Genomic DNA, 19,882 nt, shown 5'->3' with positions numbered 1-19,882 from the left:
CACGGCGAGGCGGCAAAAGCATGTCGTCACGGTCCGGCCGCCGCCGGCGCGGTCAGGCGTTGAGGCGCCGGTACACCTCGATGGCGTCGTTCACGTCCTCGTAGATGATCGCGCGACCGTTCAGCAGGACCAATCCCTGCGTGCACCATTGCCGGATGGTCTCCATGGAGTGCGAGACCATGATGATGTCGGCGTTCTTCCGGCGCTGCGAGAAGACCTCGTCGCAGCGCTTCGAGAACCGCGCGTCGCCGACCGAAGTGATCTCGTCGATCAGGTAGCAGTCGAACGGGATCGCCATGCTCATGCCGAAGGCGAGCCGCGCGCCCATGCCCGACGAGTACGTGTAGATCGGCACGTCGAGGTAGCTTCCGAGTTCGGAGAAGTCCTCGACGAAATCGAGCACCTTGCGCGGGTCCTCGCCGTAGATGCGCGCCACGAAGGTGACGTTGTCGCGCCCGGTCATCTTGGGGTGGAAGCCGCCGGCGAAGCCCAGGGGCCACGAGACCCTGAGGCCGCGGTGGATCCGGCCGCGCGTCGCGTCCTCGGTGCCGGCGATCAGCCGCATCGTGGTGGATTTTCCGGCGCCGTTGATGCCGAGGATGCCGTAGGACACGCCCGGCTTCAGGGTGAACGACACCTGTTCCAGGATGGTCCGCCGGTGGCCCTCCGTCCGGTAGACCTTGCTGACTTTCTCGAAACGGATCACCGAAATGGTCTCCCGGGCGGTGTGCCGAACCGCCGGTCCGAGCTGCCTGACGGGCGGAGTCCTGCTCGCCGAAAGCGGCAAATCTGAGAAGGACATGAGCGCCTTGCCGGGCCACCCGGCGGCGGTCGAACGGCGCGCGTCGGCATCCGCCTTCGCCAGGAAAGCTCCACCGGTCGCTTGAAGAAAAGTGCCACCTGTCACCCCGTCGGTTGACGCCATTCTCCATTTGGCATACCAAATACCAACCGAAGGGGGCGGGTGACAGCCCTTCAAGGATGCGGGACCGGAATTTTACCGCCGTTTCCGCGCGTGACGTTCAGGAAGGGCCGCCCCATGACAAGGCGCCGGACTGCCGCGATCCACCTCTCATCCGCGCCGCCGACCGGGTGGCGCCCATGACGGCGACCGGGCCGACCCTGGCCGCGCCCGGTTCCCTCGAAATCCACGGTCTGGCCGAGGCGATCGGCGACGCGGTGGTGGTGTCCGATCCGGACGGCGCCATCACGATCTGGAACCCGGCCGCGGAGCGGATCTTCGGCTTCACCGCCACCGAGGCTCTGGGCCAGACCCTCGATCTGATCACGCCCGAGCGGCACCGACGCCGCCACTGGGACGGCTACGCCAAGACCATGCGCACCGGCGTCACCAAGTACGGGGCGGAGACCCTGCGGGTGCCGGCGCTCCACAAGGACGGCCGCCAGCTCTCCATCGCCTTCACGGTGGGGATGGTGCGGGACGCCTCCGACCGGGTGACCGGGATCGTCGCCGTGATCCGCGACGAGACCGAGCGCTGGGCCGAGGAGAAGCGCCTGCGCCAGCGCGTCGCCGAACTCGAAGCTTCCTCGGATCCGGCCCGCCGGGCGCCTTGAGCCCGCCGGACGATCCGAAGGACCCGATCACCGAACCGCACAGGGAGAACGCGCAATGAGCAAGCCGCTGGAAGGCATCAAGATCATCGACTTCACCCACGTCCAGGCCGGCCCGGCCTGCACGCAGCTCCTCGCCTGGTTCGGCGCCGACGTGATCAAGGTCGAGCGCCCCGGCGCCGGCGACGTGACCCGCACGCAGCTGCGCCACGTCGAGGACGCGGACGCGCTCTACTTCACGATGCTGAACTCCAACAAGCGCTCGCTCACCCTCGACACCAAGACCCAGGCCGGCAAGGAAGTCCTCGAGAAGCTCATCCAGGACTCCGACGTCATGGTCGAGAATTTCGGCCCCGGCGCCCTCGACCGGATGGGCTTCTCCTGGGCCCGCATCCAGGAGCTGAACCCGGGCATGATCCTCGCTTCGGTGAAGGGCTTCTCGGACGGCCACCACTACGAGGACCTGAAGGTCTACGAGAACGTCGCCCAGTGCGCCGGCGGTGCCGCCTCGACCACGGGCTTCTGGGACGGGCCGCCCACCGTCAGCGCCGCCGCGCTCGGTGACTCCAACACCGGCATGCACCTCGCCATCGGCATCCTCACGGCGCTCCACCAGAAGAACAAGACCGGCAAGGGCCAGAAGGTCGCCGTGTCGATGCAGGACTCGGTGATCAACCTCTGCCGCGTGAAGCTGCGCGACCAGCAGCGCCTCGACGCGCTCGGCTACCTCGAGGAGTACCCGCAGTACCCCCACGGCGAGTTCTCCGACGTGGTGCCGCGCGGCGGCAACGCGGGCGGCGGCGGCCAGCCGGGCTGGGTGCTGAAGTGCAAGGGCTGGGAGACCGACCCGAACGCCTACATCTACTTCACGATCCAGGGCCACGCCTGGGCGCCGATCTGCAAGGCGCTCGGCAAGGAGGAGTGGATCACCGACGCGGGCTACAACACGCCGCGGGCCCGCCAGGACAAGATCTTCGACATCTTCAAGACGATCGAGGAGTGGCTCGCCGACAAGACCAAGTTCGAGGCGGTCGACATCCTGCGCACCTACGACATCCCCTGCGCGCCGGTGCTGTCGATGAAGGAGATCGCCGAGGACAAGTCCCTGCGCGAGAGCGGCACCGTCGTCGAGGTGGCGCACCCGAAGCTCGGCAAGTACCTGACCGTCGGAAGCCCGATCAAGTTCTCCGACATGCAGGTCGAGGTGAAGGCGTCGCCGCTGCTCGGCGAGCACACCGATGAGGTGCTCGCAGACCTGGGTTACACCCAGGAGCAGATCCGGGCGATGCACGAGGCCCGCGCGGTCTGATAAGGACCGCCCGACTTCAGCGACCCTGAGACAGGACGGCGCTCCCCGGGGCGCCGTCCTTTTCACGTGCGAGCCCCGGATCCGATGCGCGCATTCCTCAGCCGTTTCCTGCCGGAGCTGACCCCGGTCAGCAAGCGCGAGCGCCTGCGCTCGGCGGCCGGTGCCCTCGTGGGCATCCTGGCGACCGGCTTCGTCTGCCGGGTCTCCGTGCCGGCCGAGGCCCTGCCGGTGCTGATCGCCCCGATGGGCGCCTCGGCGGTGCTGCTCTTCGCGGTGCCGGCGAGCCCCCTGGCGCAGCCCTGGTCGATCCTCGGCGGCAACATCGTGGCGGCGCTCGTCGGCGTCACGGCGGCGGCCTGGATCGGCGACCCGTTCGTGGCGGCGTCCTGCGCCATCGGGGTGGCGATCGCGCTGATGATGGCCCTGCGCTGCCTGCACCCGCCGAGCGGGGCCGTGGCGCTGACAGCGGTCCTCGGCGGCCCGGCGATCCGGGAGCTGGGCTACGGTTTCGTGCTGTGGCCGGTGGCGGTCAACTCGCTGCTGCTGCTGACCACCGCCCTGCTGTTCAACAACCTCACCGGGCGCGCCTACCCGCACCTCCGCCCGGCCGGGCCCCGGACCGCCGATCCGCCCTCGGACGCCCGCGTTGGCTTCCGGGCCTCGGACCTCGACGCCGCGCTGGAAGATTTCGACCAGCTGCTGGACGTCGACCGGGGCGACCTGGAGCAGATCCTGCGGCGCGTGCAGATGCGGGTCTACGGCCGCCGCTCGGGCCCGATCACCTGCGCGGCGATCATGTCGCGCGACGTGATCGCGGTGGCGCCGGACGCGCCGCTCTCCGAGGCCATGCGGCTGCTGCGCCGCCACCGCATCAAGGCGCTCCCGGTCACCGACGAGGGCGCGCGCGTCCTCGGCATCGTCACGCAGACAGACCTGCTCGACAAGGCCGCCTGGGACCGGAGCGGGCCGCGCCTCGGTCTCGGCCGCCGCCTGCGCCTCACCGCCGAGCGCGGCCGCGCCCCCCACGGCTGCGCGGCCGACATCATGAGCGCGGTCGAGCCGGTCGGTCCCGACACGCCCGTGGCCGCCCTGGTGCCGCGGATGTTGGAGGCGGGGCTTCACCACCTGCCGGTGGTCGACGACGACGGTCGCCTGGTCGGGATCGTCTCGCAGACCGACCTGATCCCGGCGCTCCTGTCCGAGGCCGACGCGCCCGAGGCGCCGATCCGCGCCCGCGCGCCGGCCCGGGCCGCCCTGGCCTGAAGCCTCAGCCGCCGGCGGGCGGATCCGCCAGGAAGAACCTGACCGCCTGCGCCACCACGGCCGGCTGGTGGGCGTGCGGTCCGTCATACTCGACGTAGGTCACGGGATAGCCGGCCTCGCGCAGGGCCGGCACGTGGACCCGGGCGCTCCGGTCGATCGGGATCTGCTCGTCCTGTGTGCCGTGCGACAGGAAGATGCGCGGCGCGCCGACCTGCAGGTGCACCGACAGGAACCCCGCCGACGAGACGATCAGGTGGCTCGCCACGTCGCCGTTCGCGAGCCCCGACGAGAGCGTGTAGCTGCCGCCGTCGGAATGGCCGGCGAAGCAGAGCCGCTGCGGATCGAGCAGGAACCGGTCGGCGACGTGACCCAGCGCCGCCGCGACGCGCTCCCGGTCGGGCCCGTGGCCGGCGATGACGATGTCCCAGGTCGGGAACAGGGATTGCGGCGCGAGGAGCAGGAAGCGCTCGGTCCGGGCGTGCGCCTCCAGCATCGGCAGGATGCGCTCGGCGCTGCCGCCGCCGCCGTGGAACAGCACCACGAGCGGGCAGGGCCGGCGCGGATCGAGGCCCTCGGGGACCACCAGCACCGCGTCGCGCTCGGCGAAGAGGCCGAGGTCGTGCCGGCCCGGGGGGAGGGACTCCTCGGTGGGGAGCCGGTGGCGGAAGTGCAGGCGGCCGGCGAGGTCGGGATCGATCATGGATGCACCGTCACCGAACGGATGACGGATCCGGCGCCGTCACTGCGGGCGCGGCGAAGCCGTCCACGCGCTCGGCGCGGATCCGCGAGGCCGTTCTCGCTGAGGCAGAGAGCCGGGCTCGACACGCGAGCCCGGCTTCGATGGTGTGGGATCAGAGATCCCGCGAGGGTCTCGCCCTCACTTCTTCTTCTTGATCCCGCTCTGCGGGTTCAGGCTGCCGATGTTGCCGCTCTCGCTGCCGGCGGCCGGGTCGATCACGGCGTTGACCAGGGCCGGGCGGCCCGAGTTCATCGCCTCGTTGACCGCGCGGGTCAGCTCGTCCGGCGTGGTGACGTGGTAGCCGACGCCGCCGAAGGCCTCCATCATCTTGTCGTAGCGAGAATCCGGGACGAATACCGTGGTGGCCGGGTCGCGGCCGGTCGGATCGGTGTCGGTGCCGCGGTAGATGCCGTTGTTGTTGAACACCACGATGCAGACCGGCAGGCCGTACCGGCAGATGGTCTCGACCTCCATGCCGGAGAAGCCGAAGGCGCTGTCACCCTCGACGCAGAGCACCGGCTTGCCGGTCTCGACCGCGGCCGCGACGGCGAAGCCCATGCCGATGCCCATGATGCCCCAGGTGCCGACGTCCAGGCGCTTGCGCGGCTGGTACATGTCGATGATGCCGCGGGCGAGGTCGAGGGTGTTGGCGCCCTCGTTGACGAGGATCGCGTCCGGCCGCTCCTTGACGATCGTGCGCAGCGCGCCCAGCGCGGCGTGGAAGTTCATGGGCGAGGCGTTGCTCATGAGCTTCGGCGCCATCTTGGCGACGTTCGCCTCGCGCTTGGTCTTGAGCGTCTCGATCCAGTCGGACGGGGGCTGCTGCCAGCCCTGGCCCATGCCGTCGAGCAGCGCCTTCACGCAGGAGGCGATGTCGCCGACGACGGGCGCCACGATCTCGACGTTCGAGTCCATCTCGCGGGGCTCGATGTCGATCTGGATGAACTTGGTCGAGCCCGGCTCGCCCCAGCTCTTGCCCTTGCCGTGCGACAGCAGCCAGTTCAGCCGGGCGCCGACCAGCAGCACCACGTCCGAGTCCTTCAGCGCCGTCGAGCGCGCCGCGCCGGCCGAGAGCGGGTGGGTGTCGGGCAGGAGGCCCTTGGCCATGCTCATCGGCACGTAGGGGATGCCGCTGGTCTCCACGAGGGCGCGGATGGCGTCGTCGGCCTGGGCGTAGGCGGCGCCCTTGCCGAGCACGATCAGCGGCCGCTTGGCGGATTTCAGGACCTCCAGCGCCCGGGCGATCGCCTCGGGGGCGGGGTGCTGGGCCGGCGCCGGATCGATGACCTTGACCAGCGATTTCTGGCCGGCCTCGGCGTCCATCACCTGGGAGAACAGCTTGGCGGGCAGGTCGAGGTAGACGCCGCCCGGCCGGCCCGAGCAGGCCGCGCGGATGGCGCGGGCGACGCCGATGCCGATATCGGCGGCGTGCAGCACCCGGAAGGCCGCCTTGCACAGGGGCTTGGCGATGGCGAGCTGGTCCATCTCCTCGTAGTCGCCCTGCTGCAGGTCGACGATCTCACGCTCGGAGGAGCCCGAGATCAGGATCATCGGGAAGCAGTTGGTGGTGGCGTTGGCGAGCGCGGTCAGGCCGTTGAGGAAGCCCGGAGCCGAGACCGTGAGGCAGATGCCCGGCTTCTGGGTAAGGAAGCCCGCGATCGCCGCGGCGTTGCCGGCGTGCTGCTCGTGGCGGAACGAGATGACCCGCATCCCCTCGGCCTGGGCCATGCGGCCGAGATCGGTGATCGGGATGCCCGGGACACCGTAGATGGTGTCGATGCCGTTCAGCTTGAGCGCGTCGATGACGAGGTGGAAGCCGTCGGTCAGATCGGGCTCGGCCTCGACCTCGGGGGCGGTGTGGACGATCTTGGCGACTGCGGTCATCACGGTTTCTCCCGGAAGATCGGTTTGGACGGGCGGCGCTCGGCGCCGGCTGGCTGGGGATCCCCCGCACTCCCGAAGAGGGGGCGGGCGGGAGATCCGGGAAGGTCGGGCGTCGCTTCCGCGACGCCGTGGGGTGGGAGGCCGGTCAGGCCGCCCGGATCGGCTGGGCGCCGAGCGCCGCGGGCTGGTCCTCCGAGGCGAGGTAGCGGGCCCGCATCGGGCGCAGGACGAACATCGCCAGCGCCGCCGCCGTCACGTTGAGGACGATGATCAGCGTGAACACCGCCGACCAGCCGTAGGCCGCCGACAGGATGCTGGCGAAGGGGACGAGGAAGGCCGCGGTGCCCTTGGCGGTGTAGAGCAGGCCGGCGTTGCTGGCGGCGTACTTGGAGCCGAACGTGTCGCCGCAGGTCGCCGGGAACAGCGAGTAGATCTCGCCGAACACCCCGAAATACACTGCGGTGGCCAGGACGAAGACCATCGGGATGTGCCCGTAGGTCAGCAGCACGATCACCGCGAGCGCCGCCGTCGAGAAGGCGATGAACATCGTGTTCTCGCGGCCGATGTTGTCGGAGACGTACCCGAAGAACGGCCGGCCGAACCCGTCGAAGACCCGGTCGAGCGAGATCGCCAGCGTCAGCGCCGCCATCTGCAGACCGAACAGGCTCACCGGGACGCCGGCCACTTGGAAGTCGTGGGCGATCGGGGCGATCTGCGCCGCCGCCATCAGGCCACCGGAGGCGACCATCACGAACATCACGTACATCACCCAGAAGACCGGGGTGCGCACCGCCTCGCGCGGGCTGCGGTCGACCTTGGTCTGCGGCAGGCGCGTCTTCTTGCGCTGGACCGGCGTGTTGGTCGACGGCTTGCGCAGCAGGAAGGCGAGGGCCAGCACCACGGCGCCCTGACCGATGCCGAAGTACAGGAACGCGTCCTGATAGCCGCTCGACGCGATCATCTTGGCGATCGGCACCACCGTGATGGCGGCACCCGCGCCGAAGCCGGCCGCGGTGGCGCCGGCGGCGAGGCCGCGGCGATCCGGGAACCACTTGAGCGCGTTGCCCACGCAGGTGCCGTAGACCGAACCCGCACCGATGCCGGCGACGACGGCGCCGAGATAGAGCATCGCCAGGCTGTCGGCGTAGGCGTTGATGGTCCAGGCGAGGGCGATCATCACGCCGCCGAAGGCGACGACGATCTTCGGACCGTAGCGGTCGACGAACCACGCCTCGACCGGCACCAGCCAGGTCTCCGTGGCGACGAACAGCGTGAACGCGAGCTGGATTGCCGCGCGGCCCCAATGGTAGCGCTGATCGATCGGGTCCACGAACAGGGTCCAACCGTATTGAAGGTTGGCGATCATGGCCATGCAGATCACGCCGAAGGCGAGCTGCCACCATTTCGCCGAAGGCGAATCCTGGCGTTCCATCCCTGAGCCTCTCTCTTGGGCGGCGCGGCCTTGCTCTGGCGGCGTCTCTCGTGCCCCGACGATCATGCACATCCGTTCTAGGTATGCAATATACCAGCGTGAGACGGACCGGGTGAAGTGTCAGGACGGCGATATTATTCCGTTTGCCCCGCCGGAGGAATCGGTCCCCAGGCACCCAGCGTCGGTGCCTCCGCGGGGCTCAGAACCTCGTCGAGGGCGGGGATCGAGGCCGGGTCGGCCGGGAAGCCGATGAGGGTGCAGGCGGCCTCCCAGTCCGGCCCCGCCTTGACCGCCGCCAGGGTTGCCGGATCCAGCGCCGTGATTCGACCGCGGTCGAGACGCAGGAAGGCCCGGCCGGTCTCGGCCTGAACGAAGCGGACGACCGCCATCCGGCGCAGGCATTCGCGCAGGAAGCTGGTGTTGGCGGGGGCCGAGAGGTCGGCGCCGTCGAACACCGCGTCGGGCCCGTGGGCGAAGATGTCGACCTTGCGAAAGCGGTCGATGTCGATCAGCCCCTTCACGTCGAGGATGTTGAGCGTTCCGCCCGCCCAGAACGCGATGGTGCGCGGGCGCTCGCCCAGCGGCACGCTGTTGTCGAGGAACTCGCAGACCACCTGCTTGTCCCGGGCGAGCGCCCAGTTGAAGAACAGGCGCGGCATGCCGGTATAGGCCTCGACGTTGTGGGCCAGCAGGTCCTCGACGGCCTTGTAGCGGCCGAACAGCTCGCCGCGCTTCCAGGCGCGCTCCACGGTGTCGGCCGGAGGCGTGACCATGAACTGCATGTAGACGCGGTCGCCGAATCGGGTGAGCAGCTGGCCGCCGCCGTCCGAGCCCGCATCGGCCTGGAAGCTGTCGAACCGGAACCGGTCGATCAGCAGGTTCGAGATCCGCCGCTCCGCCGCCTTGCGGGTGACGTAGCGGTCGAGCTTCATGTCGATGATCTCGACCTCGTAGCCGGTCAGCGTCCCGGCGTACCGCGAAGCTTCGCCCAGGCTGTCGTAGTCGAGGAGGTACTTGCGCCAGACGTCGGGGGTGATCACCGCGAAGTCCGACCACGCCATGCCCAGCCGCCTGGCGAGGCCGAGCTGATAGGGGCGGATCGTGCTCTTTCCGGACGCCGAGGCGCCCTTCACGTTCATCACCACCGGGTGATCCTGCGGCGCCAGCCGCCGGTAGCGCCGCGCCTCCACGACGGCGTCGATCCAGGGCTCGATCTGCTCGCCGACGCGCCGGCTGCCGTAGCCGTTCGAGACCAGCGTCCCCGCGATCGTCCGCAGCAGCGCGGCGCCGCGGATGACCGCATTCTGCCGCGCGATGAGGCCCGACACCACGGCGCGCAGGGCCTCGCAGGCGGCCATCTCCAGGGCGTCGCCGGCTTCGGCGGCGCGTCGCTGCCAGGTCTCGAGATGGCGCAGGGCCCGGGTCGCGAGATCCTCGCGCGGCGCCTGGACCGTCGGAGGGCGGCGCCCGAGCAGGCGGTCGAGCCAGCGCGGCTCGGGCGGCGGCGGGGGAGGCCTCTCGTCCAGGATGGCGGCGATCTCGCGGGCGAGCACCGCGTCGGCCTCGGCGCGGATCCGGGCGAGGGCGGACTCGACTTCGGCGAGGCGGGGCTCGATGCCCTCGCGCAGGATGGTCGCGACGATGGCGCGGAAGTTCACGCCGAGATCGGCGTAGACTTCGCCCACCGGCACGGAGAGATCCGACATCACCCGGATCAGGACCTCGTGGACGACGAGACGCCCGGCCCGGAACCGGGTGAGCTGGCGGGCGGGTAGCCCGCAGAGGTCGCTCAGGTCCAGGGCGTCGCGGAGCGGCGTCTCGACGTGCTCCGGCCGGTAGACGGTCACGAGGGGCAGGAAGGCGGACGGCAGATCGGACCGGACGCCCGGGTTCCAGGGGCCGATGAGCGGCTCGGGAGAGTGGACCGACGCGTCCGTCACGCGCGCGGCAGCCGTATCCGTCACCGCGTGCTCCGCCGAAGACCGTCCGAGAAGTCCGCAACGCGCGCCCGCACCTCGGGACGAGGGGGAGGACCGGGCAGACGCCTGCCCGGTCCCCGCGGCGAACCCGGCGGCCCCGACCACGCGGCCGCGGCCGGACGCCGGTTCTCAGAAGATTTTCTGGAACCAGCCGTGGGCGTCATTGGAATTGCCCCGCTGGATGTCCACCAGCAGGCTCCGCAGCCGCTGGGCCACGGGGCCGGCCTTGCCGTTCCCGATGGTGAAGCTCTCCTCCCGGCCCTTCACGGTGCCGATCGGCGTGATCACCGCGGCGGTCCCGCAGGCGAAGGCCTCGGTCAGGCGGCCCTCCCGCACGTCGGCGCGCCACGCGTCGATCGTGTAGGGCTCTTCCTTCACGGTCAGGCCGGCTTCCCGCGCCAGCGTGATCACCGAGTCGCGGGTAATGCCGGGCAGGATGCTGTCCGACAGCGGCGGCGTCACCAGCGTGCCGTCCTCGAAGACGAAGAACACGTTCATGCCGCCGAGCTCCTCGACGTAGCGGCGCTCGGCCGCGTCGAGGAACACCACCTGCTCGCAGCCCTGGGACGCCGCCTCCGACTGCGCCGCGAGGCTCGCCGCGTAGTTGCCGCCGCACTTGGCCGCGCCGGTGCCGCCCGGGGCCGCGCGGGTGAAGTGCTCCGAGACCCACACCGTCACGGTGCCGGTCGGATCCTTGAAGTACGATCCCACGGCCGAGGCGATCGTCACGAACAGGTATTCCGAGGCCGGCTTGACCCCGAGGAAGGCCTCGCTGGCGATCATGAACGGGCGCAGGTAGAGGCTGCCGTCCGGCGTGTCGGGGATCCAGGCGCGGTCGATCTCGACGAGCCTGCGCATCGCCTCGACGAAGGCGTCCTCCGGGAAGGGCGCCATCGCCATCCGCTCGGCGGAGCGGCGGAAGCGCAGGGCGTTGGCCTCCGGCCGGAACAGGGCCGCGCCGCCGTCCGCGGTGCGGTAGGCCTTCAGGCCCTCGAAGATCTCCTGCGCGTAGTGCAGCACCGCGGCGGCGGGATCGAGGGGGATGGCCTCGCGCGCCTGGATCCGCGCGTCGTGCCAGCCGCGGCCGGCGGTGTAGCGCGCCACCACCATGTGGTCTGTGAACACCTTGCCGAAGCCAGGATTCGCCATCAGCGCGGCCCGCTCCTCGGCGGTCCGCGGGGCCGGATGACTTTGGATCTCGAACGTCAGGTCGCTCACGGTGTGGTCCTCATCGACTGAGGCCCTTATGGCGCGCTCCGGCGCGCGAATCTACGGAGCCGGCGCATGACGGCGTCGCCGCATATGCGAGTCCTTCGCCGAGTCCCTCGCCGAGTCACCCTGCTAATCACTCGGCGGTCGCGGGCTCCGACAGCTGCAGACGGTGCAGGCGCGCGTAGGCGCCGCCGGCGGCGAGCAGGTCGTCGTGGCGCCCGGTTTCGATCACCCGGCCCGCCTCCATCACGGCGATCTGATCGGCGTCGCGCACGGTCGAGAGCCGGTGGGCGATCACCAGGGTGGTGCGGCCGCGCATCAGCCGGGTCAGCGCCTCCTGGACGAGCCGCTCCGATTCGGAATCGAGGGCCGAGGTCGCCTCGTCGAGGAGCAGGATCGGCGCGTCCTTGAGGAAGGCGCGGGCCAGCGCCACACGCTGCCGCTCGCCGCCCGAGAGCCGGCCGCCGCCCGGGCCGACCCGGAACCCGTAGCCTTCCGGAAGGGCCGAGACGAAGGTGTGGGCCGCGGCGGCCTCGGCCGCCGCCTCTATCTCCGCGGGCGTCGCCCCGGGCCGGCCGAAGCCGATATTGGCGGCGATCGTGTCGTCGAACAGCACGACCTCCTGCGAGACGACCGCCACCGCGGCGCGCAGGGAGGCCAGCGTCACGCCGCGGACGTCCTGGCCGTCGATGGTCACGGCGCCGCCGGTGACGTCGTAGAGGCGCGGAACGAGGTTGAGCAGCGAGGACTTGCCCGAGCCCGAGCGCCCGACGAGCGCCGTCACCGATCCGGCCGGGACCGCGAGGACGATGCCCTCCAGCGCCGGCGCGTCCGGCCGGTAGCGGAACCGCACGTCGGCGAAGCGGATCGCGCCGCCGCTCACCGCCAGCGGCCGGGCCTCCGGCGCCTCGCGGATCGTGGCGCTCTCGTCCATGACGTCGAAGTAGCGCCGCAGCGCGGCCGCGGCCTCCTGCAGGATGGCGTTGAGGTTGCCCAGCGCCCGGGCCGGCTGGGCGGCGAGGAGCAGCGCCGCCACGTAGCCGGTGAAGTCGCCGACGGTCTTCTCGCCGGCCAGGACCCGCTGGCCGACCAGCACCAGGACGCCCGCCACCGCGATGCCGCCGCCGATCTCGAGCAGCGGGTCGAGGCGGCCGCGGGCGTTGGCGGCCTTCATCTTGAGGCGCCGCACCTCGTCGAGGGCCTCGGCGGCGCGGCCCTTGAGGTAGGCCTCCATCGCGTAGGCCTTGGCGACCCGCGCCCCCTGCAGGCTCTCGGAGATCAGGCTGGCGGTGGCGCCCATCTGCTCCTGGGTCGAGGTCGAGACCCGCCGGAGCTTCCGGCCGATCCGCCCGATCGGTCCCGCCACGAACGGCACCGTAACGCCGGCCACGAGGGTCAGCACCGGATCCATCCAGATCAGCGCCGCCACGAGCCCGATCAGCATCGCGATGTCGCGGAGCAGGACCGTCGAGATGCGGGTCAGCGCCTCCTTGATGAAGGCGAAGTCGGTGGTGAAGCGCTGAGTGAGCGCCGCCGGGCTCTCGCGGCCGAGCTGGGCGAGATCCGAATCGATGAGATGCCCGTAGAGCGCCGCCTGCATGTCGGCCTCGACCCGGGTCACCACCCGGTTGGTCAGCACCGTCTGGCCGTAGAGGGCGAAGCCGCGCGTGGCCGTGACGACGATCACCACCAGCGGTCCGTACGCGATGGCGGCGGCGTCCTTGCGGTCGAAGGCGTCGAAGGCGGCCTTGATCAGCGCCGGGTAGAGCCCGGTCGAGGCGCCGACCAGGGCGATCAGCACCAGCACCACCGCCAGGGTGGCCCGGTGCGGGTACAGCCACGTGCGCCAGAGCCGGGCGAGGAGGGGAGCCGTGTCGCCGGGAAGGCGCGCCATGAGACCTACCAGGTCGGATCAGTGCCGCCCCGGGGCAGGATGCGCGGCGGCAGCGGTTTGCCGCCGCCGCCGCCGCGGATCAAGGCTTTTGCTCAGCGGCCGTCGCCGCGCGGCCCGTGATCGTCGCCGCGATCGTCGCCGCGATCGTCACCGCGGTCGCGGTGCCAGCCGCCCCGCATGCCGTGGCCGCCCATCGGGCCCATCGGCCGGGCGAGGATCATGGCGCGCCGCTTCTGGTCCTGGTCGAGGCTGGCGTAGAGCGGCTGCGACGCGTCGGCGAGCTTGCGCAGGGCGTCGCCCCGCGCGCTCGCCGCGTCCGCCATCGCCCGCAGCGCCGCCGGGGCGTCGTCGCTCAATTTCGGCCGGTCGCGCATCGCCTCGCGGCGCTGCTGGCGCAGCTTGGCCATGTCGCGGATCGCCGTCTCCACCGGCGGCCACAGCTTCTCCTGGTCGGCGTTGAGCTTCAGGCCGGCATGCAGGGCGGCGATGCGGGCATCCGTGAAGGCCGCGCGGTCCTCGGGGGTCAGCGCGCTCCAGCGGCCGTGCCCGCGGAAGCCCTCGGGTCCGTGATCGCGCGCGACCGCCGCGCCGGCGAGCCCGAGGCCGAGAGCCCCGGTCACCAGGATGGCCGCCGTCAAAGGTCGGGACATGGAAATCTCCGTCTCACGCTCGGGACGCCGCCGCGGCCCGCGGCGGCGCCCAACGTCGCGCATAGGGCACCCGCCATGTATCCCGCTTGTGTATGTAACAATGTTACATTAGTGGCAGGCGCGACGGGATTGCGGCAGGTGGAGCGGTGCGGCGCGTGGCGAGAACATTCCGGATCGCGGCGCTCGCGATCCTGTCCCTGTGGTTCGGATCGGCGGGTCCGGCCGCGGCCGCGCCGCAGGACCGGCCGGTGCGGGCGGTGGCGACCTTCTCGATCCTGGGCGACCTCGTCCGGCAGGTCGGCGGATCGCACGTGACGGTGGCGACGCTGGTCGGTCCGGACTCCGACGCGCACGGCCTGAGCCCGTCCCCGGCCGACGCGCGCAAGCTCGCCGAAGCCGACATCGTGTTCGTCAACGGCCTCGGGCTGGAGGGCTGGCTCGACCGCCTGATCCGGGCCTCGGGCACGCGCGCCCCCGTGGTCGTGGCCTCCGCGGGCGTGAAGCCGATCCCCGCGCAGGACGAGCACGCTCACGAGGACGGCGACCGCGGACACGGACACGGCGACCACGCCGTCGACCCGCATGCCTGGCAGGACGTCGCCAACGTGCGGACCTACGTGGCGAACATCCGGGACGGCCTCGCCAAGGTCGATCCGGCCCATGCCGACGCCTACCGGGCGGCGGCGGCCGCCTACCTCGCCGAGCTCGACGCGCTGGAGCGGGACGTCCGGGCGGCGATCGCCCGCATCCCGCCGGAGCGGCGGCGGATCATCACGACCCACGACGCCTTCGGCTACTTCGCGGCGGCCTACGGCCTGCGCTTCATCGCGCCGCAGGGCGTGTCGACGGACAGCGAGGCGAGCCCGCGCGACGTGGCCGCGATCATCCGCCAGATCCGGAAGGAGCGCGTGCCGGCGGTGTTCCTCGAGAACATCAGCGACCCGCGCCAGATGCAGCAGATCGCCCGCGAGAGCGGCGCCCGCGTCGGCGGCAAGGTCTATTCCGACGCGCTCTCCGCGCCGGACGGCCCGGCCGCGACGTATCTCGACCTGATGCGGTCCAACCTGAAGGCGTTCGACGCCGCGCTGATGCCGGGCTAGCCCGCCGGGAGGGCGCGCCGCCGCGATCCTTCGCCTTCACGGCGTCGGACATGACATAGCGTAAACCGCCGGTTAAGAGGCCCCCAACTAGCCTTACGAAACGGGTGCCAGCCGATCCTCGTGCGCGAGGGCTCAAGGCCTTGGGGCCTTGTCAGAACGCGTAGCTCGGAGATCGCGTGGCTTGGGGGCCTGACCGCTGGCGCTTCTATCGGCTCGTCGCGCGCGAGACCGCGCGCGCGATCCGCGCCGCCGGCGCCAGCGCCACCGCCCCGCCCGACATCCTCGCCCGGATGCGGGTCGCCGGCCTGGTGATCGCGCCGCAGGACCTGCGCACCTCCGACGCGACCTTCGCGGACGACATCTACGCCGGGTTGTTCGTCTTCGCCGGCCGGTCGCTCGCGGCGAGCGGCGGCTCGCCCTTCGACTACGCGGCACCGTCGCCGGAATGGGCCGACGAGCTCTACGGCTTCGGCTGGCTGCGCCACCTGCGCGCCGCCGACACCGCGCTCGCCCGCGCCAATGCCCGCGCCTTCGTGGCCGATTTCATCGCCGGCCGCGGCGACGCGGCGCTCGCCCGCCAGACGCCGGTGGCGGCGCGCCGGCTGATCTCGTTCCTGTGCCAGTCGCCCCTCGTGCTGGAGGGCGCCGACCACGGCTTCTACCAGAACTTCCTCAAGGCGATCGGCCGCAACGCTCAGCAGCTCGAGCGCGATCTTCGCCGGGGCGTGCCGCCGCAATGGCGCCTGAACGCCGCGGTGGCGCTCTGCTACGCCGGCCTGTGCTGCGACGGCATCCAGCCGATCCTGCGCCGGGCGACCCGCATCCTGACGCGGGAGCTCGACCGGCAGATCCTGACCGACGGCGGCCACCGCTCGCGCGACCCGCGCTACGCCATGGAGCTGCTCCTCGACCTCCTGCCGCTGCGGCAGAGCTACCTGAGCCGCAGCGTCGAGCCGCCGCTGGCGCTCCTGCGCGCGGTCGACCGGATGCTGCCGCTGCTGCGACTGCTCCGCCACCCGGACGCCTCGCTGAGCCACTTCAATGGCATGGGCGCCACGGACGCGGACCATCTCGCGACCCTGCTGGTCTATGACGGCGCGCTCGCCCGCCCGCTGATGCACGCGCCGAACTCGGGCTACGAGCGCCTGGAGGGCGGCCGGGTGGTCATCGTCGCCGATGTCGGTGCCAGCCCGCCGCTGCCCTACGCGGTGAATGCCGGTGCGGGCTGCCTCGCCTTCGAGATGTCGAGCGGGCCGCAGCGCATCGTGGTCAATTGCGGCCTGCCGGCCAGCGGCGCGGATCTGCGCCTCCTCGCCCGCTCGACGCCGGCCCATTCGACGGCCTCGGTGGCCCACGCCTCGTCCTGCCGGTTCCTCACCCGCACCGGGTGGTGGGGCGAGCGGCTGCTGGCGGACTGGCTGATCGGCCGGCGCGGGCCCGTGGTCCTGAGCGGTCCGTCGGCGGTGGCGGCCGAGCGGGCCGAGGAGGCCGACAGCGTCGTCCTCGCGGCCCGGCACAACGGCTACGCCCCCGAATTCGGCATCGTGCACGAGCGCCGCTGGCAGCTCTTCCACGCGACGGCGCGCCTGGAGGGCCGCGACGCCTTCCTGCGCCAGGGCAAGGGGCTCAGCCGCGGGCGGCGGCTGCGCCCGCAGGACGTGGCGATCCGTTTCCACCTGCATCCCGGCATCGCGGTGCGCAGCGTCCCGGAGGGGCTGGAGCTCGCCTCGGCGCTCGGGGAGGTCTGGGTGTTCAGCGCCGAGAACGCCGAGATCGCCATCGAGGAGAGCGTCTACTTCTCGGGCCTGACCGGACCGCGCCGGACCGACCAGATCGTCCTCCATCTGCGGGTATCCGACGATGTGGAAGTCCGGTGGAGCTTCGAGCGTCGGGCCTCCGCGCCCCTGCGCGGCGTGGCGCCCTGACGAGTCTCCGGACAGGTCTCCGGACAGGTCTCCGGACAGGGCCGGCTGGCCGGGCTCACCGTTTCCATGCTACCGCGCCGGAAAATCTCGAACTTTCGGCACGAAGCTATGGCGCACGATCAGGTGCGGGTCTCCCGCGCGCTCCTCTCGGTCTCGGACAAGACCGGCCTCGTCGACTTCGCCCGGGCGCTCCACGCCCGCGGCATCGCGCTGGTCTCGACCGGGGGCACCCACCGGACCCTTCAGGAGGCCGGCCTGCCGGTCACCGAGGTCGCCGACCTGACGGGGTTCCCGGAGATGATGGACGGCCGGGTCAAGACGCTGCACCCGGCGGTCCACGGCGGCTTGCTCGCCATCCGCGACAACCCGGAGCACCAGGCCGCGCTCGCCGCCCACGGCATCGGCGCCATCGATCTCCTCGTGGTCAACCTCTACCCGTTCGAGGCGACCATCGCGGCCGACCGGTCCGACGCCGACTGCATCGAGAACATCGATATCGGCGGCCCGGCGATGATCCGCGCGGCGGCCAAGAACCACGCGGACGTCGCCGTCGTCACCGACGTGTCGGACTATGCCGGCATCCTCGCCGCCCTCGAGGCGCAGGACGGCGCGCTCGGCGCGGATCTGCGCCGGAGCCTGGCGCAGAAGGCCTTCGCCCGCACCGCGTCCTACGATGCCGCCATCGCCAACTGGATGGCGGGACGCTTCGGCGCCGAGGCGCCGGCCCGGTTCCGAGCCTTCGGCGGTTCCCTGGGCCAGGAACTGCGCTACGGCGAGAACCCGCACCAGTCGGCCGCCTTCTACCGCGCGCCCGGCAAGGTCCGGGCGGGCGTGGCCACCGCCCGCCAGCTCCAGGGCAAGGAGCTGTCCTACAACAACTTCAACGACACGGACGCCGCCTACGAGTGCGTGGCCGAGTTCGACCCGGCCCGGACCGCCGCCGTGGCCATCATCAAACACGCCAACCCCTGCGGCGTCGCCGAGGGGGCGAGCCTGCTCGAGGCCTACGAGCGGGCCCTGAGCTGCGACCCGACCTCCGCGTTCGGCGGCATCGTCGCCCTGAACCGGACCCTCGACGCCGAGGCGGCCCGCCGGATCGTCGAGATCTTCACCGAGGTGATCATCGCCCCCGACGCCACGCCCGAGGCGGCGGCCATCGTGGCCGGCAAGAAGAACCTGCGCCTACTGCTGGCCGGCGGCGTGCCCGACCCGCGGGCCGGCGGGGAGACCGTGCGGACCCTCGCGGGCGGGCTGCTGGTCCAGAGCCGGGACGCGGCGGTCGTCGACGACATGCCGCTCACGGTCGTGACCAAGCGCGCGCCGAGCGAGGCCGAGCTGGCCGATCTCCGGTTCGCCTACCGAGTGGCCAAGCACGTGAAGTCGAACGCCATCGTGTACGCGAAGGCCGGCGCCACGGTCGGCATCGGCGCGGGCCAGATGTCCCGGGTCGATTCCTCGCGCATCGCCGCCTGGAAGGCCGCCGAGGGGGCGAAGCGTCTCGGGCTGGCCGAGAGCCTCGCTGTCGGCTCGGTGGTGGCGTCGGACGCGTTCTTCCCGTTCGCGGACGGCCTCATGGCGGCCGCCGAGGCGGGCGCCACCGCGGTGATCCAGCCCGGCGGCTCGATGCGCGACGCGGACGTGGTCGCGGCGGCCGACGAGGCCGGTCTCGCCATGGTCCTGACGGGGCACCGCCACTTCCGGCACTGAGCCGGCGGGCCGCACTCCCGCCCTCCGGGACGGGGCGCCACCTCGGGGGCGTCCGCACCGGTCCGGACGCCCGCGGTCGCGCCGCCGCGCCGCGTTAACGATCCGCCGCGATCGGACCGGCCGGGTCGATTGTTTGCCGAGCGGGCGCTCCCGCCCAGCATTGCCGTGAACAGACGCGGTACCGGACCAAGCTCGGCAATGAATGGTCGGCGTCCGGGAAAGCTATCTTTGGTGCAATATTGCGGGTGTAATATTCCCAACTTGTCGAATAGGTGCGGTGTCTGCGCCGCGGGTTGAAATTTTCTCGGCCGCACGCCATCATCGCGGGGAAATGCGCCGGAAGCTCGCGTGGAGAACTTCCTGGAACAGCTCCGGGTCGAGTGACGAGATGGTGGTCGCAGCGCTGTTGTTTCTCGTGGGATGGCTGCTCGGCCGATCCTACTCGGTGATCATCCTCGCCCTGACCTCGTCGGTGATCCTGTTCACCGCCACGACGATCTTCGTGTCGGTCTACGGGATCGACCTGCTGCGCGTCCTGATCGTGTTGGGATATCTCACCGCGCATCAAGCGGGATATCTCGTCGGCGCCTATCTCACCGGGTACCCCGAGAGCGATCAGGGGCGGTGAGGCGCATCACCACCACCAGACCGGCCGTCCGGCGTACCCGTTGATCAGGATCCAGAGACCCGCGGCGACGACGGACCAGGTAATCACAAGGAGAAGCGGTGGCTTCGTGCCGGGCTGACTGCGCAGAAGTGTCAGGACGGTGTTCACGTTCGATATCCCAGGGGCCCGGTGCGGAGGGAAATCCGATACGGGCTCGTACCGCATCGGGTTCCACCGGGCCGATTGTCGGCAGGTTAAATCTTGTCCAGGCTCGGGTGACGGGCGCGCCCTCGATGAGCTCAGGGCCGACGGTCATTTTACTTGCAGTTGCAATAAGTCGCCTCTCGCAACACCAAGAGTTCGAACCAGGACAATCGACGCTCCGGCTCCGGTCGGGAGAGGCCTGTTTCCGCCGGGCCTCGATACTTGACACATCCGTATAGGATCAGACGAAACGCAATCCGTGAGGAACCGCACCGGTCGCTATTTCGCCGCCGCGTTGCAGGCTCGACACAAGCGGGACGGCCGCGTCGTGCCGTACGAACGGGAACGGGCCGGGGGGGGGGGGGGCCCGGGGGGGGCCGGCCCCGGCCCCGGCCCCCGCCCCCC

Annotated in this window: 15 protein-coding genes; 7 read left to right on the top strand and 8 right to left on the bottom strand. The window is 71.2% G+C overall.

All coding sequences use genetic code 11. The annotated features are described in order from the left end of the window. Positions 1-52: 52 nt before the first annotated feature. Positions 53-706: an ABC transporter ATP-binding protein gene (locus ACLBYE_RS17405; protein WP_012322467.1), complete on the bottom strand. Its 654-nt coding sequence runs from the start codon at positions 704-706 to the stop codon at positions 53-55. A gap of 395 nt (positions 707-1,101) precedes the next feature. On the opposite strand from ACLBYE_RS17405, the gene ACLBYE_RS17400 reads away from it, so the two are divergent. From ACLBYE_RS17400 to ACLBYE_RS17390, 3 genes are all read left to right on the top strand, one after another. Next, positions 1,102-1,575 (top strand): PAS domain-containing protein, encoded by a 474-nt coding sequence (locus ACLBYE_RS17400; RefSeq protein WP_447695138.1) that lies wholly within the window; start codon positions 1,102-1,104, stop codon positions 1,573-1,575. Between the two features lie 55 nt (positions 1,576-1,630). Further along, entirely contained in the window at positions 1,631-2,881 is a 1,251-nt protein-coding gene (gene frc / locus ACLBYE_RS17395; protein WP_447695137.1) for a formyl-CoA transferase, read from the top strand. Between the two features lie 84 nt (positions 2,882-2,965). After that, a complete protein-coding gene (locus ACLBYE_RS17390) occupies positions 2,966-4,144 on the top strand; it encodes an HPP family protein (protein WP_447695136.1) in 1,179 nt (392 codons plus the stop codon). A 4-nt stretch (positions 4,145-4,148) separates the two neighbouring features. On the opposite strand, the gene ACLBYE_RS17385 is transcribed toward ACLBYE_RS17390, so the two are convergent. From ACLBYE_RS17385 to ACLBYE_RS17355, 7 genes are all read right to left on the bottom strand, one after another. After that, positions 4,149-4,844 (bottom strand): alpha/beta hydrolase, encoded by a 696-nt coding sequence (locus tag ACLBYE_RS17385; protein WP_447695135.1) that lies wholly within the window; start codon positions 4,842-4,844, stop codon positions 4,149-4,151. 177 nt (positions 4,845-5,021) lie between these two features. Beyond that, a complete protein-coding gene (gene oxc / locus ACLBYE_RS17380; protein WP_447695134.1) occupies positions 5,022-6,767 on the bottom strand; it encodes an oxalyl-CoA decarboxylase in 1,746 nt (581 codons plus the stop codon). Between the two features lie 145 nt (positions 6,768-6,912). Further along, positions 6,913-8,199 carry an oxalate/formate MFS antiporter gene (oxlT, locus tag ACLBYE_RS17375; protein ID WP_447695133.1) on the bottom strand — a complete coding sequence of 429 codons (1,287 nt, stop codon included), beginning with the start codon at positions 8,197-8,199 and terminating at the stop codon, positions 6,913-6,915. Positions 8,200-8,333: 134 nt separating this feature from the next. Then, a complete protein-coding gene (locus ACLBYE_RS17370) occupies positions 8,334-10,139 on the bottom strand; it encodes a hypothetical protein (RefSeq protein ID WP_447695144.1) in 1,806 nt (601 codons plus the stop codon). A gap of 168 nt (positions 10,140-10,307) precedes the next feature. Then, on the bottom strand, positions 10,308-11,396 hold the full coding sequence (locus ACLBYE_RS17365; RefSeq protein ID WP_020092892.1) for a branched-chain amino acid aminotransferase: 1,089 nt from the start codon (positions 11,394-11,396) through the stop codon (positions 10,308-10,310). A gap of 127 nt (positions 11,397-11,523) precedes the next feature. Beyond that, positions 11,524-13,284 carry an ABC transporter ATP-binding protein gene (locus tag ACLBYE_RS17360; RefSeq protein WP_447695132.1) on the bottom strand — a complete coding sequence of 587 codons (1,761 nt, stop codon included), beginning with the start codon at positions 13,282-13,284 and terminating at the stop codon, positions 11,524-11,526. Positions 13,285-13,376: 92 nt separating this feature from the next. Further along, positions 13,377-13,934, bottom strand: a complete 558-nt coding sequence (locus ACLBYE_RS17355) for a Spy/CpxP family protein refolding chaperone (RefSeq protein WP_447695131.1) — start codon at positions 13,932-13,934, stop codon at positions 13,377-13,379. A gap of 155 nt (positions 13,935-14,089) precedes the next feature. Here ACLBYE_RS17355 and ACLBYE_RS17350 point away from each other — a divergent pair, with 155 nt between their 5' ends. The 4 genes from ACLBYE_RS17350 to ACLBYE_RS17335 all read left to right on the top strand — a co-directional run bounded on the left by ACLBYE_RS17350 (position 14,090) and on the right by ACLBYE_RS17335 (position 19,294). Next, positions 14,090-15,034, top strand: coding sequence for a metal ABC transporter solute-binding protein, Zn/Mn family (locus ACLBYE_RS17350; RefSeq protein ID WP_447695130.1), 945 nt, complete (start codon positions 14,090-14,092; stop codon positions 15,032-15,034). A 176-nt stretch (positions 15,035-15,210) separates the two neighbouring features. After that, complete coding sequence (locus ACLBYE_RS17345; RefSeq protein ID WP_447695129.1) at positions 15,211-16,959, top strand: heparinase II/III family protein; 1,749 nt, start codon at positions 15,211-15,213, stop codon at positions 16,957-16,959. 108 nt (positions 16,960-17,067) lie between these two features. Further along, positions 17,068-18,666, top strand: a complete 1,599-nt coding sequence (gene purH, locus ACLBYE_RS17340; protein WP_447695128.1) for a bifunctional phosphoribosylaminoimidazolecarboxamide formyltransferase/IMP cyclohydrolase — start codon at positions 17,068-17,070, stop codon at positions 18,664-18,666. 388 nt (positions 18,667-19,054) lie between these two features. Beyond that, positions 19,055-19,294 (top strand): hypothetical protein, encoded by a 240-nt coding sequence (locus ACLBYE_RS17335; protein ID WP_447695127.1) that lies wholly within the window; start codon positions 19,055-19,057, stop codon positions 19,292-19,294. The last annotated feature ends 588 nt before the right edge of the window (positions 19,295-19,882 follow it).

Source organism: Methylobacterium sp. A52T, assembly GCF_053346095.1.
Note: the sequence above shows the minus strand (reverse complement) of the source record. Positions and strands in the feature narration are given on the sequence as shown.